The organism is Empedobacter sp. UBA7252, from assembly GCF_002472765.1.
Lineage (GTDB): Bacteria > Bacteroidota > Bacteroidia > Flavobacteriales > Weeksellaceae > Empedobacter > Empedobacter falsenii_B.
Genome location: NZ_DKSQ01000044.1, coordinates 142,109 through 157,453, shown reverse-complemented (window position 1 = coordinate 157,453; position 15,345 = coordinate 142,109). Strand labels below are relative to the sequence as shown.

The following is a 15,345-nucleotide window of genomic DNA, read 5'->3' as shown; positions in this document are numbered from 1 at the left end:
TTTTTTAGAAAAACAAAAATACGATAATTGTAGAATAAAAAAATCCAGCCGGAGCTGGATTATATGTTTAGAATTTTACTAATTCTTTATATAGTTTGTGCGTTGGAAGTCCCATTACATTGAAATAACTTCCATTCATATTCTCCACACCAATGTAACCAATCCATTCCTGAACTCCATAAGCGCCCGCTTTATCGAAAGGTTTGTAATTATCAATGTAGAAATAAATTTCTTCATCTGTTAAATCTGCGAAAGTAACTTGCGTTTCGTCTGAAAAAGTAACTTCTTTTTCTAAAGAACGAATTGTAACTGATGTATAAACAGAATGTGTTTTTCCGCTTAATTTTTTAATCATTTCGTACGCTTCTTCTCTATTCGAAGCTTTTTCTAACGAATCATCATCCACCCAAACAGTTGTATCCGACGTAATAATCAAATCATTTGGTTGAATATCTGTATAAGCTTTTGCTTTTTTAGCGGAAAGATATTCGGTGATTTGTTCTTTCTTGAATTCGTTGCGATCAAATGTTTCGTCAATATCCAATGAAATTGTCGAAAATTGCAATCCTAATCCAGCTAAAAGTTCTTTTCTTCTTGGCGATTGTGATGCCAAAATGATATTGGTATCTTTTAGTTTTTCTGTTAATAACATTTCAAATTCTTTTATACAGAAGCAATTTCTTCTGCATTATACCACTTGTTTTGAACTTTCAAAATTTGTTCTAATAAATCGCGAACGCAACCTTTCCCTCCATTTTCTGGCGAAATATATTCTGAAGCTTTGCGTACATCCATACAAGCATCGTTAGGACAAGCTGATAATCCAACTAAATTCATCACAGCTAAATCTGGATAATCATCGCCCATATAAGCAATTTCATCAGGATCTAATCCATAAGAAAAAAGTAAATCTTCGAAAGCTTCTACTTTATCACGTTTGTTTACATAAATATCAGTTAAGCCTAAATATTTTAAACGATTTACAACAGCTTCATCTCTTCCGCCTGTAATCACCGCAATACGAATTCCTTGTTTGATGGCTAATTGCATCGCATAACCATCACGCGTATTCATTGTTCTCACCATTTCGCCAGTTGGTAATAAAATTAAATTTCCATCTGTCAAAACTCCATCTACATCTAAAATAACGGTTTTAATGTTATTTAGTTTTTCTTTATAACTTATCATTTTTCGTAAACTCGTTTGATTGAATCTGTCAATATTTGGTAAATCTGTAATAATCTCGAATCATCTTGTAAGGCCTCTAAATGACGATCAATAATGACTTGATCTCCGCGTTTTGCTGGTCCAGTTTGTGCATCTTTTGGATTCATTTCAATTACTTTGTTGGCAGTTTCTTGGATTAGCGGCAACAAAACATCGAACGGTACATTATTCTGTTCGCATATATTTCCAGCGATGTAATATAAATGATTCACAAAATTATTTGCCCAAACACCTGTCATATGTACTTGCATTCTGCTCGCAAAATTTAATTCATGAACTTCATTGGAAATACGATTTCCTAAATCGTTCAATGTTTTTAAATCTTCAGGATTTTCGGCTTCGATAAAAAATGGAATATTATCATAACGCATCGTTCTTTCTTTCGAGAAAGTTTGCAACGGATAAAAAACACCTTTACGATAATCTCCTTTCAACACAGACATTGGCGACGAACCTGATGTATGCACGACTAATACATCATCGTATGGGATATAATGCGAAAATTCTTCAATACCAGAATCCGCACTTGCGATAATGTAAACATCTGCTTTCTCAATTTCAGATATTTTATCAGTGTACGAAATTCTATTTGCTTCGCCTATTTCTCTGGCATGCTCTAATGTTCTATTGAATATTTGTCGAACATTGCAAGTGTTTTCGATTAATGCACGAGTTAAATGAAATGCAACATTACCTGCGCCTAATATGACAATTGAACTCAATGTTTTAGCAATTTTTGAATTAATATTAATTGAATGATAAAAGTAAGTTTTTCAGTTGAGGAAATAAAATTTTAAAAAAAATTATAATTGTTGTAACAATTTTTTAATTCTTGCGTCTTATTAGGAAAATGTTATCGTTCAATGTGTTTACGTATTTATCGCTCACGTTATAAATATTTTCCATTTTCTGTAACAGAATAAATTTAAAAACGTCTAATTAGGTAAAAGTTCGGATCATTATAACTTTGTATTATGTAAAACATATTACTATGCAAAATATCAACTATGAAATTAAATAAAATTACTTTAGCTATTCTTTTCTCCGTTTGTTCTATTTACGGATTTGCGCAGGAGCATCATCCTGTGAAGGGAAAGATTGAAAATGCAAAAAATGAAGCTGTAGCTATGGCTGCAATTCAGATTTTTAAAGCTGATTCAAAAGAATTATTTGATGAAGTTTATGCTAATGAAGATGGAACATTTGAAATTCCAGATTTAGAAGACGGAAATTATCGTTTGGTAATTACAGAATTTGGCTACCAACAATCTGTGACAATAGCAGAAGTAAAAGGAGGTGAATTAAATTTAGGAAATATTGTTTTACAAGCTTCATCTACTGAGACAGTAGAATTAAAAGGTGCTTTTGTACGTGCAGAAGTTTCGCAATATCGCAACGAAATTGACAAACGTGTTGTAGAAGTAGGAAATGATTTAGTGTCTGCTGGAGCGAACGCAGCTGCTGTTCTTAATAACATTCCGTCTGTTAATGTGGATCAACAAACAGGTGAGTTATCTCTAAGAGGAAACGAAAATGTAAAAATTTATATCGACGGTAAACCTTCTTCTTTATCAGCTTCGGAAGTATTAAAACAAATTCCTTCTAATCAAATAAAAAGTGTAGAAATTATAACCAATCCTTCTGCAAAATATGAAGCAGACGGGAAATCTGGAATCATTAATATTGTCATGATAAAAGGTCAGAAAAAAGGATATAATGTTACGTTAAATACAGGTTATGAACAAGGTAAAAAAAGTCGTTTCAATAATTCATTAACTGCAAATGTAAATATAGGTTCATTTAACTTTTTTGGAAATTATAGCTACAACAAACGTCCAAGCGAATTTCATGGATACTTAGATAATTATGATTCTAAACGTTGGCAAGCGATCGATATTTTGAATAAAGATGAAAGTCAAGCAGCTAAATTCGGATTTGACTGGTTTATTGATGATAAAACAGCTTTAACAGTTTATACCAATCAATGGTTTGGAAAAGGACATGGTGAAATTGGTTCGGACATTATAAAAACAGATGTCAATACTCTTCACCCAAATAATTCTGATTTTCATGTAGATTGGAAAAGTCAAGACTATAGTTTAAACTTTAAACGTGATTTCGATAAAAAAGACCACAACATTGTTTTAGATGCATTTTTCTCTCAAGCGACAAATACGGATTGGCGAAATATGCACAATACTTATCCTGAAACAGAAAATTATTACGAAGATCGTGATTCTAAAACGGATAATGTTCGTGTTAATTTAGATTATACAAATCAAATAAAAGATGGCGGAAAAATAGAAGCAGGATTGCAATTTCGTCGCGAAAAAAATAACAATACGTTGCTAACTGATAGACGAATTGATATCGAAAACAGCTTAATTGACCCTAGTACAGATTTTGATTTCACGAGAGATTTCCTTTCTGCATATGTAAATTATGGTCAAAAATTCGGGAAATTTGGTATGCAATTAGGATTACGAGCAGAACAATATAAAGACAAAGGAAATTATTTTTACAATCAAGAAACGAAGAATATTGATAAAGATAAATTAGATTTCTTTCCATCTGCATTCTTAACATACGATGTATCAGAAAAAGGACAAGTTTCGTTGAATTATAGCCGTCGAATAGATCGTCCAGGAATCAGACAATTATCTCCAGTAGCAGAATGGTCAACTCCATTAATGTCAAGCATTGGAAATCCAGAATTAAAACCTGAATACACAGATAATTTTGAAGTTGGGTATTTACAACGAATTGGTAAAAATTCTATTTCGGCTAATGTATTTTACAGACATGTACAAGATAATATTTTCCGTAGTGTATTGGTTGATGATACAAATTCAGAAAAATTCATCCAATTATATGAAAACTACGATAAAGTAAATGCATATGGTTTCGAATTAGCGTTTAATCTTGTTCCAAGAAAATGGTGGTCATCAAATATTAGTGGAGATTTTACACACAATACAATGGTTGTTGCCAGAATGGATGAATTTAAAAATCCATACACAGCAGAAATAGACGCTAATCGTTTGACAGCTCGTATGAACAACACATTCAAAGTAACGAAATCAATTAGTTTACAACATTTCTTTATGTACTCAGGTAAATACCGTTTTGTACAAGGAGAAATGCAAGATATGTGGCGTATGGATTTAGGTGCACGTTACACATTTATGGGTGGTAAAGCTGCTTTAAGTGCTCGTGTAAGTGATATTTTCAGAACATTTTACGGACGTTTAGAAATGTACGATCCTGCAAGAGGTTACGGCAATTTCCGTTGGGAAGCTCAAACATTAAATATTGGTTTTACGTATAATTTCGGTGGAAAAGTGCGTTCTCGTGCAGAAGCTCAGAGAAATAAAACAGAAAATCAAGGTGGTGGAGTAGGGTTCTAATCAACAAGTACATTCCTCATTTATATATTTTTATAACTAAAAAAGCGTTCTAAATTAATTTTAGAACGCTTCTTTTATATCATTAATAGTTTATTTATTGAACTTCTTTCTTAAATAACTTATTTAAGGTTACGGCAATTGCACCGTCTCCCGTTACATTACCTGCAGTACCAAAGCTGTCCATTGCAATATAAAGTGCAATCATTAATGCTTGATTTTCTGCATCAAATCCTAACATCGAAGCGATAATTCCTATTGCTGCCATAATTGCTCCACCAGGTACTCCAGGCGCTGCGACCATTGCGACACCAAGCATCATCATAAATCCAAAAAATTGAATAAAATCGATTTCCATTCCTTGAATTAGCATTAATGCTATACAACAACAAACGATTTTTAACATCGAACCAGATAAATGAATTGTCGCACACAACGGCACTGCGAAATTGGCAATTTCGTCGCGAACTCCAATTTTCTTTACTTGCGCAATTGTTACAGGAATTGTAGCCGCAGAAGATTGTGTTCCTAAGGCTGTGAAATACGCTGGTAACATCAATTTCAACATAGTGAAAGGATTCTTTTTTGCGATAATTCCGGCAATTGTAAATTGAAGCACTAACAAGAAAACATGTAGCACGAAAATTACACCAATTATTTTCAAAAATACATTCATAATTGTTACCACTTGCCCTGAATATGACATGTTCAAGAAGATTCCGAAAATGAATATTGGTAATAATGGAATGATTAAATTTTGAATTAAATACGTAATAATTGATTCGAAATCATCTGCAAATTTCCCAAAAGTTGAATCTTTTAATCGTGATAATCCGATTCCGAAAAGAAATGAAAAAACTAAACCTGGCATTACACCAAATAATGGAGGAAATTCTATCGAAAAGTACGGTGCAAATTCTTTTGCTTTTTCGGCTAAATTAATTTGACCAGTTTGATGTTCTAATAAACTTGGAAATACAGACATACTTACAGAATAGCCTAATAATCCTGAAAAAATAGTTGATCCGTAAGCGATTAAAACAGTTGCTAATAATAATTTTCCGGCTGTTTGTCCTAATCTTCCAATCGATGGAATGATTAATCCGACAATAATCAATGGAATTAAAAAGTTAAGTAATTCGCTAAAAAAATCATTGAAAGTCATAAAAATACGACCAACAGCTTCTGGGATAATTCCACCGAGTACAATTCCGAGTACAATGGCTAGAATAACTTTTACGAGTAAATTGTCTTTAAGTTTGTGCATAGTCAAATTTAGAAAAAATCCGTTCAATTCAAGGTTTTAATTCTAAATGTTGATAAAAAGAAAAAAGCGATACTAAAATTTAGCATCGCTTTTTGGTATATAATTTTTGATAAAATTATTTTTTAGGTAAACGTACAATTCGGCTCGCATCGTTCGTATAAGCTTTACTTCCGCTTATTTTTTTGTAAGCAAATTTTGACGCCAAACGTGTGTTTTCTGTCGTAATATTGTTGGTAACATCACCTTTATTATTCATTCTGTCCACAATATCATACGTTACATCGTAACCTAATTGCTCGTAACGCGTCGGAAATTCACAATAAACTTCTTTGAAATCTTTGATCACACTTTGCACTTCCGTATCTCTTGTATTGATTAAACGCGCAGTACTAAACACAAAACCAAATTCGCGGAATGCATCGATATTTTTTGCATTATCTGCGTTATAAACATCATAAACCGAAACCGATTTTATTCCGTAAGCTTTGATATTGTCTTTGTTAAATGTTTTTAATTTATCTAAATATTGTTTTCCTAAATTATCATCATCACCAACTAAAACCGTAATAATTGGCGTATAATAATCTTCGCCGTTCACTTTATCGTGTGGTTGAACAATTTTTGCAGCACTATCTACAATGACAACATTTGCTTTCAATTGTTTTTCCAATTGCTTTTTCGTGTAATTTGCTAACTCTTGATCGTCACGATTTGTCAACAAATAAACTTGTTCTCCACCAAAGTTTTTCCCAATTTCTTCGATAATTTGATCTGCGATTACTTCATCTTTTGGATTAGAAATCAATAAATCATTGAAAGAATTTAACGAATCGTCATTTGCATAAGGCGAAATCACCGCGATACCAGAATTGCTGAAGAAATTCGCTACTTCCGTAACATCAGACGTGTTTAAAGGTCCTATAACAGCATCCGTTTTACTAAAATCTGTTGTTGATAAAATATCTTGTAAGTTTCCGCTTTTCGTATCGATCACTTTTACATTTACATTTTTACCTTTTTTTGCTAAACGAGTCAACGCCAATTTAGCTCCAGTAAAAAATTGCATCGCTTGTGAATTTTTCAATTGCGGATTATTTGCAACATCAAAAGGTAGCATAATCGCAACATTAATTTCGTTGTCGTTCGCACGTTTCAGCTTTCCTGCAGTTCCGTATTTGATGATTTTAGCATTTTTTTGCAATGGAATTTTAAGTGTCATTCCAGCTTTTAAACCATTGATTAAATCAGGATTTAAACGTAATAATTCATCTAAATTTGTGTTGTATTTTTCTAAAATTCCGTAAGCCGAATCTCCATTCTGGACAACATAATTAATCGTATTTTCTTCAATCACAACAGAACCAGATTTTTTAGGAATTGTAATCACCATTCCTTCTTTTACACCTGTTTGTAAAGCTGGATTTTCTGCATATAAATCGTCAACACTTACATTATATTGTTTTGCTAAAGTGTATAAAGTTTCTCCTTTTTTGATTAAATGTGTTCCTTTTGGAACAGAAAAAACTTTGTTTGTTACATCTTTTGGAAGCTTGATAACATCACCAACTTCTAAACCTCTTTCTTTGATTTGAGGGTTTAATGAGTTCAATGTTTCCTCCGAAATTTTATATTTTTTTGTCAAATTGTAAACCGTTTCTTTCGGCTCAATTGTAATATATTGATAATTATCGTCTGAAGTATTTACGTTTGACGGAGGCGTTTGTGTATTGGTTTCAGTTGGTTTGGTTGTCGTAGTTCCTTTACCTGGAATCACAATCAAATCACCTGGATGAATCCCATTTTTTTCAATTTTAGGATTGGCTTTATACAATTCTTCTTGCGAAATACCATATTGTTTTGAAATTCCGTAAACGGTTTCTTTTGCTTGAACTGTATGCGTTTTTTGTTGAGCATAAAGTGCTGATGCACCAACAAATAACAATAAAGCTAATATTTTTTTCATTTAGATGAATTTTCGTGGTTAAATATACAAATTATGTTTTGTTTAGAGTTCCTCTTTCAATGTATTTATGATGAACTCAAATTCAAAAGGTCGAAGACTATCTTCAATAAAATCAATGAAATACTGAATATTAATGTAATCAAAATCAGCAAAATTTTTCACACGTTCTTGCAAACCATTTTGTTGAGAAAGATCATTTAATAATTGCTCGATTCTCTTCAATAAATCTTCATTTTTTTTCACTTCTGCATGCACCAAACGTTGTTTTATTTTCTCAAAACCTTTCAATTGTTTTGTACGCTGCGCTTGTATCATATCGGCAAAAGAAGATTCTGTTAACGAACTCAAATGTTCCAAACGTTCAAAAATGCTTTTTAATTCTTCTTCCAATTCAGGAAGTTTTGGAGCAATTTCTGATGAATTTATCGAACGTTTTTTTGTGATTGCTAAACTATTCGAAAATAAATCTTCGTTTGATAGATCTAATTTTTGTTGTTTTTCGTATTGTTTTTCAGTTCGGATTAACAATGAATTTCTCAAAACTAAAAGTGGAAAATCAACTTCAAATTGATTGAACATTTCTTTCAGTTGTAACCAATAAGCCATTTCGCCACCGCCGCCAACATAGGCAACATTTGGTAAAATTGTTTCTTGGTACAATGGTCTCAAAATCACATTTGGGCTAAATTTATCTGGATTTTGATGTAAATCGGCAATAATTTCTTCTTTCGAAAATTTGATTGAAGTGTTATTGACAAAATACGTTCCATTTTGTTCAACAATACGTTCGCGCGAATTATTTTGATTGATATAAAACAAATTTATCTCACGAGGATTCACTTGAATAGAATACCCCAATTGTTCTAATTTCTCATTTTGAGGTATTACTTTTTTGAACGATATTGACTGAATTAATTCTTCTTCAAAAGTTGGAATCATCAATTTTTTCAATTCTTTATCATCTCCATCAATCATCAACAATCCAAGATCTTTGAATAATAAATGAACCAATTTTCGTGTTGCGTCTGTCAAATTATCATTCGATAAATAAGATGCTTCAATCAAATTTTGCAATTCAGTTTTCTTTTTTCCATTTGGAATTAATGACAAAAATGAATCAAAAACTTTTTGTAAACCGTTTGTTGATAAACGACCAACTGGTCCACCAAATTCTTTTTCCCAATGAATAATTCGATCTCCAAATTTGAAATGATTAATTTCTTCGAAATCGTGATCTTCTGTCGCCATCCAAAACATCGGAACAAAATTGATTTCACTTTGTTCATTATTCAATTCTTCGCATGCTTTGATAACTTGCAAAATTTTATAAAAAAAGAAAATTGGACCTGTAAATAAATTTAATTGATGTCCAGTCGTAATTGTTACTGTATTCTTTTCTCTTAATTTTTGTAGATTATTTTGTTGCTTTTCCGATAAATCTAAATGACCTAATTGTTTCGAAATTTGTTCAACAAGAATTGCTCTATTTTTATAATGTCCAAGCTTATTTTTCGCTTGTTTTATATAGTTTTCTTTGGTTGGAAATAGGTTGTAGAAGTTTTTCAAATCCTCGTCTTGATTGATATAATTTAGCATCAATTTTGAAAAATAATTTGAATCCTTAAGTGATATTGTTTCCATTTAATTTTTATTAATCGTTTGATGTACATCCATTGCTCTGTCTGTTGCAAAAATGTCGACACCATCTTTTTCTAAATCGCGGTAAAGTTGTCCATTTCTCGCCGAAACACTTTTGTCTAAGTTTCCTAACGTCCCAAAAATGACCAAAATATCCTTGTCATGAATTTTGTTTAAAAATGATTTGTCATTGCGTCGAGTTCCTGTAAAGGCAACCATTTTGTCAGTCGGAATTCCGCTGTTCATCATTTCATTAAATTCGCGTTCGTTTCGCATCGAAACAGACAATAGCATATCTGGCGCAAGTTGATGCAACTTTTTCGCTTGACCAACTGTATACGTCACCAAAACAACCTGTTTTTGCATGTTTACATGTTCTATTGTCTTCACAATATCACGATAATCAACACCTTTTTTGATGTCAACCATAAAATAAATCGGTTTACTTTTCCCCCAATTTAGCGCTTCTGCAAAAGTCGGAATTTTGTATGACGTTTGTTGTCCAAAATCATCTACCAAAAAGTATTCCTTAATGGTTTTTAAGTCAACTTGATTGACATCTTGTCGCCCTGTGCTTGTTCGTTGCAACGAATTATCGTGCATTAAAATAAGTTGATTATCCTTTGTTTCGGCAACATCAATCTCAAAAATTTGTATTCCTTTTTGATAAAGATGTTCAAAAGTTTCGACACAATTTTCGGGAAAACCATGTATTCCACTTCCTCCACGATGCGCGCTGACAAAATTTTTGTTTTTGGTCGAATATTTGAAGGATATTTCTTCGGATGAAGTATTTTGATGTGTTTTGGATTGATTTTTCTTCGGATTACAACTAAAAATAGTCAGTAAACTGAACATTAAAATTCTGAAATAATATCGTTTAAAATAGCTGAAATTCATATTTTTAAATAAAAAATTAAATTAATTCATTCTAAAATTACGAATGAAGCTGTAAATTTAAACTGAAAATAATCAACAAAATAAATTATTATGGGACTTAGAACTTTTTTGAAAAGAATTTTAGGAAAAACGGAAACCGCGATTGATGTTGCGGGAGATAAATTTGACGATGTTTCGGCAACTGTGAAAAAAGCAGGAACATTGATTGCAGATGATGCATCGGATTTTGCGCGTAAAACAATCAATAATATAAAAGATGCTTCTGGTGATCTGAAAGAACAATCGAAAGAAGCCGCTAGAGATTTTAAAGAAAGATCGAAGCAAGATTATAACGAAGTAAAAGATATTGCGGAAAAGCAAATGAAAGAAACAAGTGCTTTTGTGAAAGAGAAAGTTTCGGATTTGAAAGAAACTTTTAAAGAAGAAAAAACAGAATTGGAAGAAAAAGCTGATGAGTTAAAAACAAAAGCCGAAAATAAATTAGACGAAGCTTCTGAAGATATTAAAAAAGAGACAAACGATTAAAAAGTCTTTATTTATCAAGTTTTATTACAATTTATAAATGTTAAATTTAACATTAGTTATTGATTATTATAAAATTGGTTTAATTTTTGATTCAATAATTTTTCCTCGAAATAATTAAAATGACTGAATACAAAGATCTCGAGCCCTCTACAAACCCTAAACATAAAAATGAATTCGTAAAGAATATTATTATTGCTGTTTTAGCAGTATCCTTGTTATTAGCTATTGGGTATATTGTATATTCTAAAGAAGCAAATGCAAAATCTTCGATAGAAATGCAAAGTGATATCAATGATTTGGAACGATCTAGAGAAATTCTGAAACAAGAATTACGTATAATTAGATCAGATTTTGATGATGCTAAAACTCGTGTTGTAAAAAAAGATTCTTCTTTAAGTTATCAAGATCGATTGATTTTGGAGAAACAAAAAGAGATTCAATCAATCTTAAATAAAGAAGGAATTACAAGTGGAGAATTGCAACGTGCTAAACGTTTGATAACCTCTTTACAAGCAGATATTAAAGTTTATAAAGAAGAAATTGTTCGCTTGAAAGACGAAAATAAAAAGCTGACAAACAAGAATACAGAGTTAACTTCGGAAAATTCTCATTTGAATGAGCAGAAAAAAACTGTTGAATCAAATTTGAGTACTGAAAAAGAAAATCATCAGAATTTAATCAAAGAAACAAATTCTACTTTATCGATTTCAAATTATACGATTAAAGGTTTGCGAGTAAAATCAAGCGGAAAAGAAGTGGAAACAACGCGAGCAAGAAGAATTGATAAGGTTAGAGTATCCTTTGATTTGGATAAAAACTTGAATGCGACTTCAGAAACCAAAGAATTGTATGTATCTATTTATAAACCAAGCGGCGAGATAGGAAAATTTAAAGGGGCTGATGCTGGTGAAACAACTTTACGTTCTGGATCTTCTGTAGAATATTCTGATCGTGTAAAAGTTAATTACAATAATATGTCTGGTTCAAGAGTTAATTTTGACTGGGTTGATTATGATTTTCCAAAAGGTGAATATAAAATTGATATTTACCAAAATGGATACAAAGTTGGTCAAAATGTGATTACACTTCGATAAAGATTAAAATTATAAATACATAAAAAAAACTCTTCAAGATTCTTGAAGAGTTTTTTTTATTAACAATATTTTTCTCCGTTTTTCTGTAATTTTAAATCGCTCACATAAGTTTTTATAAACTGTACATTGCTTCGAGGACAAATGAGTAATCCTTTCTCCGAATTAATAACCACATAACTGTCTAATCCATCAATAATAATAGCTTTATCTTGCGTAGAATAAATAAAATTATTTTTGGCGTTGTAACCAGAAAAATGTTTACATAATAATGTATTGTGATTTTCGTCCTGATCTTCACCTGTATATTTATACTTTTCGTTGATTGCAGACCAAGTTCCAATATCACTCCAGCCAAAAGTTGTTGGAATGACATAAACATTATCCGCTTGTTCTAAAATTCCTTTGTTGATAGAAGTTACGTCTAACGTTGTGTAAATAGGTTTTAAAGTTTCTGTATTTTGTAAAGAACGATCAAGATCAAAATATTTTTTTAAAGTTTCTTTCATCGAAGGTAAATGTTGTTGAAAAGCTTTTACAATACTATCTACAGACCAAACAAGGATTCCTGTATTCCAAATAAATTCACCACTCGTTATAAAAGATTCAGCAAATTCTAAATCAGGTTTATCGATATAAGATTTTACTTTTTTTATAGGTGTTGTATTTTCGATGAACTGAATATAACTGTAATTAACATCTGGACGCGTTGGAGCTACTCCCAAAGTAATCAATCGATCGTTGTCAGCATCCTCGAAAGCAAGATTTACTTTTTCTACAAATTCATCTTCATCAAAAATAAAATGATCTGAAGGAGAAATAATCAATTTTGCATTTGGATTAACTTGTTGGATTGTCATTGCGGCCAATAAATTACAAGCTGCGGTATTCATGACTCTTGGTTCGATGATAAAATTTTTATCCTCAAAATCTGGTAATTGTTCTTTTACAATCTCTTTATAATCTTGAATAGTTACAATGAAAATATTTTCTTGCGGAACGATTTTTTTAAGGCGATTATACGTTAATTGAATAAAAGTTTTTCCTATTCCTAATAAATCATGAAATTGTTTTGGTTTCTTAATTGTACTCAAAGGCCATAATCTCACTCCTGTACCACTGGCAAGGATAACAGCGTAGTTATCTTTATTATTCATGATTGTCTTTTAAAGTTTATTTACAGTTGCAGTTGCGTTTATCAAATATTTTTTCTTGGTTTTCAACTCTAAACAAAGATACCTTAATTTTCGTTTAGATTCTTTTTTAAAGATTCTTTTTCCAATCGAAAATATTGTGCCATCCTCCAAATCTTCAAGATAAATTTGAGCAGGATTTTTATCATCTATAATATATTTTGAGATATTAATATCCGCTCCTAAACTTGCCTTTGGATGTTTGGCATGATGAAGAATATACGGTTGCAATTCTTCGGGATAAATGTGAAGAGATTCTAATAATAAATGCCCAAAAATGGTTTTCCATTCTTTTCCATGCGGATTTATTTTACGAGAATCAAACTGAACAAAAGTTTTGAGATGCGCCACTTCATGTGTAAAAACAAAAAAGAAAGCATACTGATTTAAGTCGCCATTCACTGTAATTTGATGACGATTATTTTCGACTAATTTGCGATAATCTCCCAATTTAGTTTCACGTCTTCTTGTAATTTTTAACGTTATAAAATGATTTTCTAACCACTTTTTTACATACAAGTCTGCATTATGAGGGAGATAAGAAGTTAAATGTTCTAAATTCACATTGTGCAAGATAAATAAAAAGCCTTTCCAATAAAAATATTAATTTTGTCGTAATGAAACTAATCGAAAATTTAGGGTCATACTTTATGCTTATGGGTAAAGTATTTAGCAAACCTCAAAAATTGAGCGTTTTCTGGAAATTGACCGTTAGAGAAATATATGATTTAGGTGTCAACTCTTTAGGGATTGTAACCTTTATCTCAACATTTATGGGTGCAGTTGTAGCAATACAAATGGCACAAAACTTTCAAGGAGCTTCTATTCCTGTTCCAGATGCCTACATTGGTTATGCAACCAAAGTGGTTTTGGTATTAGAGTTTGCTCCAACCATTATGTCGCTAATTTTAGTTGGTAAAGTAGGTTCGTACATCGCTTCGAGTATTGGAACCATGCGTGTTACCGAACAAATTGATGCGTTAGATGTTATGGGAATCAATTCTGCAAACTTCTTGATTTTACCAAAAATTATCGCCTGTGTATTTTTCAATCCTTTATTGGTTATGATTTCTATTGGATTTGGATTATTAGGAGGTTACTACATTGGTGTTTTTACAAAACTATGGTCAGCGGCCGATTTTATTACAGGTTTACAAATGAATATGGCAACAAAATTGTTTGTCTATACATTCCTTAAAACAATGGTATTCGCGTTTGTTATCGCAACAATTCCGGCATATTATGGTTATAAAGTAAAAGGAGGTTCGTTAGAAGTTGGTCGTTCTGCAACAACAGCTGTTGTATGGACATCAGTAGCAATTATTGTGATCAATTTAATATTAACACAAACAATTTTGAGCTAATGATTGAAGTAAAAGATATCAGAAAATCATTTGATGCAGTAGAAGTACTGAAAGGTTTTTCTGTCACTTTCGAGAAAGGAAAAGTTAGTTTAATTATTGGTCAAAGTGGTTCTGGAAAAACAGTTTTCTTGAAAAATTTGATTGGATTATTAACACCAACTTCAGGTCAAATTTTGTACGAAGGAGATAATATGATCGAGTTTGATTACAAAGAAAAACAACGTTTACGTTCAGAAATTGGAGTAGTTTTCCAAGGTTCGGCTTTGTATGATACGATGAATATTGTAGAAAATGTAAAATTTCCATTGCAAATGTTTTCGGATATGTCAAATGCTGATGCCGAAAAACGTGCGCGTGAAGTATTAGATCGTGTAGAAATAGCTCGTACAGCACTTAAAAAATATCCGTCAGAAATATCTGGAGGAATGCAAAAACGTGTGGCGATTGCGCGCGCGATTGTAAATAATCCAAAATATTTATTTGCTGATGAACCAAACTCTGGTCTTGACCCGAAAACGGCGTTAGTTATTGACCAATTAATTTATGATATCACAAAAGAATACAACACAACAACCGTTGTAAATACACACGATATGAACTCGGTAATGGAAATTGGAGATCATATTGTTTTCCTAAAAAATGGTTTCTTGGAATGGGAAGGGACAAAAGAGGAGATTTTGGTGGCTGATAATCCAAATGTAATTGATTTTGTATATTCGTCGAATCTTTTCAAGAAACTAAGAGAAGCCTTATTAAAAGAACAATAATAAATC

General features: G+C 31.6%; 14 protein-coding genes. 5 read left to right on the top strand and 9 right to left on the bottom strand.

Going from position 1 to position 15,345, the window contains the following annotated elements:
- Positions 1-67: 67 nt before the first annotated feature.
- Genes B2X73_RS06235 through B2X73_RS06225 form a run of 3 tightly spaced genes read right to left on the bottom strand, consistent with a single transcriptional unit; the run spans position 68 to position 1,949 of the window.
- Positions 68-652 (bottom strand): Maf family nucleotide pyrophosphatase, encoded by a 585-nt coding sequence (locus B2X73_RS06235; protein WP_038336384.1) that lies wholly within the window; start codon positions 650-652, stop codon positions 68-70.
- A gap of 11 nt (positions 653-663) precedes the next feature.
- Positions 664-1,188, bottom strand: a complete 525-nt coding sequence (locus B2X73_RS06230) for a KdsC family phosphatase (RefSeq protein WP_114998734.1) — start codon at positions 1,186-1,188, stop codon at positions 664-666.
- Positions 1,185-1,949: a Rossmann-like and DUF2520 domain-containing protein gene (locus B2X73_RS06225; protein ID WP_291096015.1), complete on the bottom strand. Its 765-nt coding sequence runs from the start codon at positions 1,947-1,949 to the stop codon at positions 1,185-1,187. Before B2X73_RS06225 ends, B2X73_RS06230 begins: the two co-directional genes overlap by 4 nt.
- 285 nt (positions 1,950-2,234) lie before the next feature.
- Between B2X73_RS06225 and B2X73_RS06220 the strand changes: the two genes are divergently transcribed.
- Entirely contained in the window at positions 2,235-4,634 is a 2,400-nt protein-coding gene (locus B2X73_RS06220; protein ID WP_291096013.1) for a TonB-dependent receptor, read from the top strand.
- A gap of 94 nt (positions 4,635-4,728) precedes the next feature.
- Here the strand turns inward: B2X73_RS06220 and B2X73_RS06215 are convergent, their stop codons facing one another.
- From B2X73_RS06215 to B2X73_RS06200, 4 genes are all read right to left on the bottom strand, one after another.
- Positions 4,729-5,898 carry a dicarboxylate/amino acid:cation symporter gene (locus B2X73_RS06215; RefSeq protein WP_291096011.1) on the bottom strand — a complete coding sequence of 390 codons (1,170 nt, stop codon included), beginning with the start codon at positions 5,896-5,898 and terminating at the stop codon, positions 4,729-4,731.
- A gap of 115 nt (positions 5,899-6,013) precedes the next feature.
- Positions 6,014-7,861, bottom strand: coding sequence for a LysM peptidoglycan-binding domain-containing protein (locus B2X73_RS06210; RefSeq protein ID WP_291096009.1), 1,848 nt, complete (start codon positions 7,859-7,861; stop codon positions 6,014-6,016).
- A gap of 42 nt (positions 7,862-7,903) precedes the next feature.
- A complete protein-coding gene (gene bshC, locus B2X73_RS06205) occupies positions 7,904-9,502 on the bottom strand; it encodes a bacillithiol biosynthesis cysteine-adding enzyme BshC (RefSeq protein WP_114998742.1) in 1,599 nt (532 codons plus the stop codon).
- Positions 9,503-10,357, bottom strand: a complete 855-nt coding sequence (locus B2X73_RS06200; protein WP_260509597.1) for a glycerophosphodiester phosphodiesterase family protein — start codon at positions 10,355-10,357, stop codon at positions 9,503-9,505.
- A gap of 132 nt (positions 10,358-10,489) precedes the next feature.
- On the opposite strand from B2X73_RS06200, the gene B2X73_RS06195 reads away from it, so the two are divergent.
- Together B2X73_RS06195 and B2X73_RS06190 are read left to right on the top strand one after the other, a co-directional pair.
- Positions 10,490-10,924, top strand: a complete 435-nt coding sequence (locus B2X73_RS06195; RefSeq protein ID WP_038336372.1) for a hypothetical protein — start codon at positions 10,490-10,492, stop codon at positions 10,922-10,924.
- A gap of 119 nt (positions 10,925-11,043) precedes the next feature.
- Entirely contained in the window at positions 11,044-12,018 is a 975-nt protein-coding gene (locus B2X73_RS06190) for a hypothetical protein (protein ID WP_280035376.1), read from the top strand.
- A gap of 59 nt (positions 12,019-12,077) precedes the next feature.
- Here B2X73_RS06190 and B2X73_RS06185 read toward each other — a convergent pair whose 3' ends face one another.
- On the bottom strand, positions 12,078-13,172 hold the full coding sequence (locus B2X73_RS06185; protein WP_286495130.1) for a mannose-1-phosphate guanylyltransferase: 1,095 nt from the start codon (positions 13,170-13,172) through the stop codon (positions 12,078-12,080).
- A gap of 9 nt (positions 13,173-13,181) precedes the next feature.
- Positions 13,182-13,772, bottom strand: a complete 591-nt coding sequence (locus B2X73_RS06180) for a SprT-like domain-containing protein (protein ID WP_180905771.1) — start codon at positions 13,770-13,772, stop codon at positions 13,182-13,184.
- Positions 13,773-13,825: 53 nt separating this feature from the next.
- Between B2X73_RS06180 and B2X73_RS06175 the strand changes: the two genes are divergently transcribed.
- Positions 13,826-14,572: an MlaE family ABC transporter permease gene (locus B2X73_RS06175; protein ID WP_171622564.1), complete on the top strand. Its 747-nt coding sequence runs from the start codon at positions 13,826-13,828 to the stop codon at positions 14,570-14,572.
- On the top strand, positions 14,572-15,339 hold the full coding sequence (locus B2X73_RS06170) for an ABC transporter ATP-binding protein (protein WP_114998788.1): 768 nt from the start codon (positions 14,572-14,574) through the stop codon (positions 15,337-15,339). Before B2X73_RS06175 ends, B2X73_RS06170 begins: the two co-directional genes overlap by 1 nt.
- Positions 15,340-15,345: the final 6 nt, after the last annotated feature.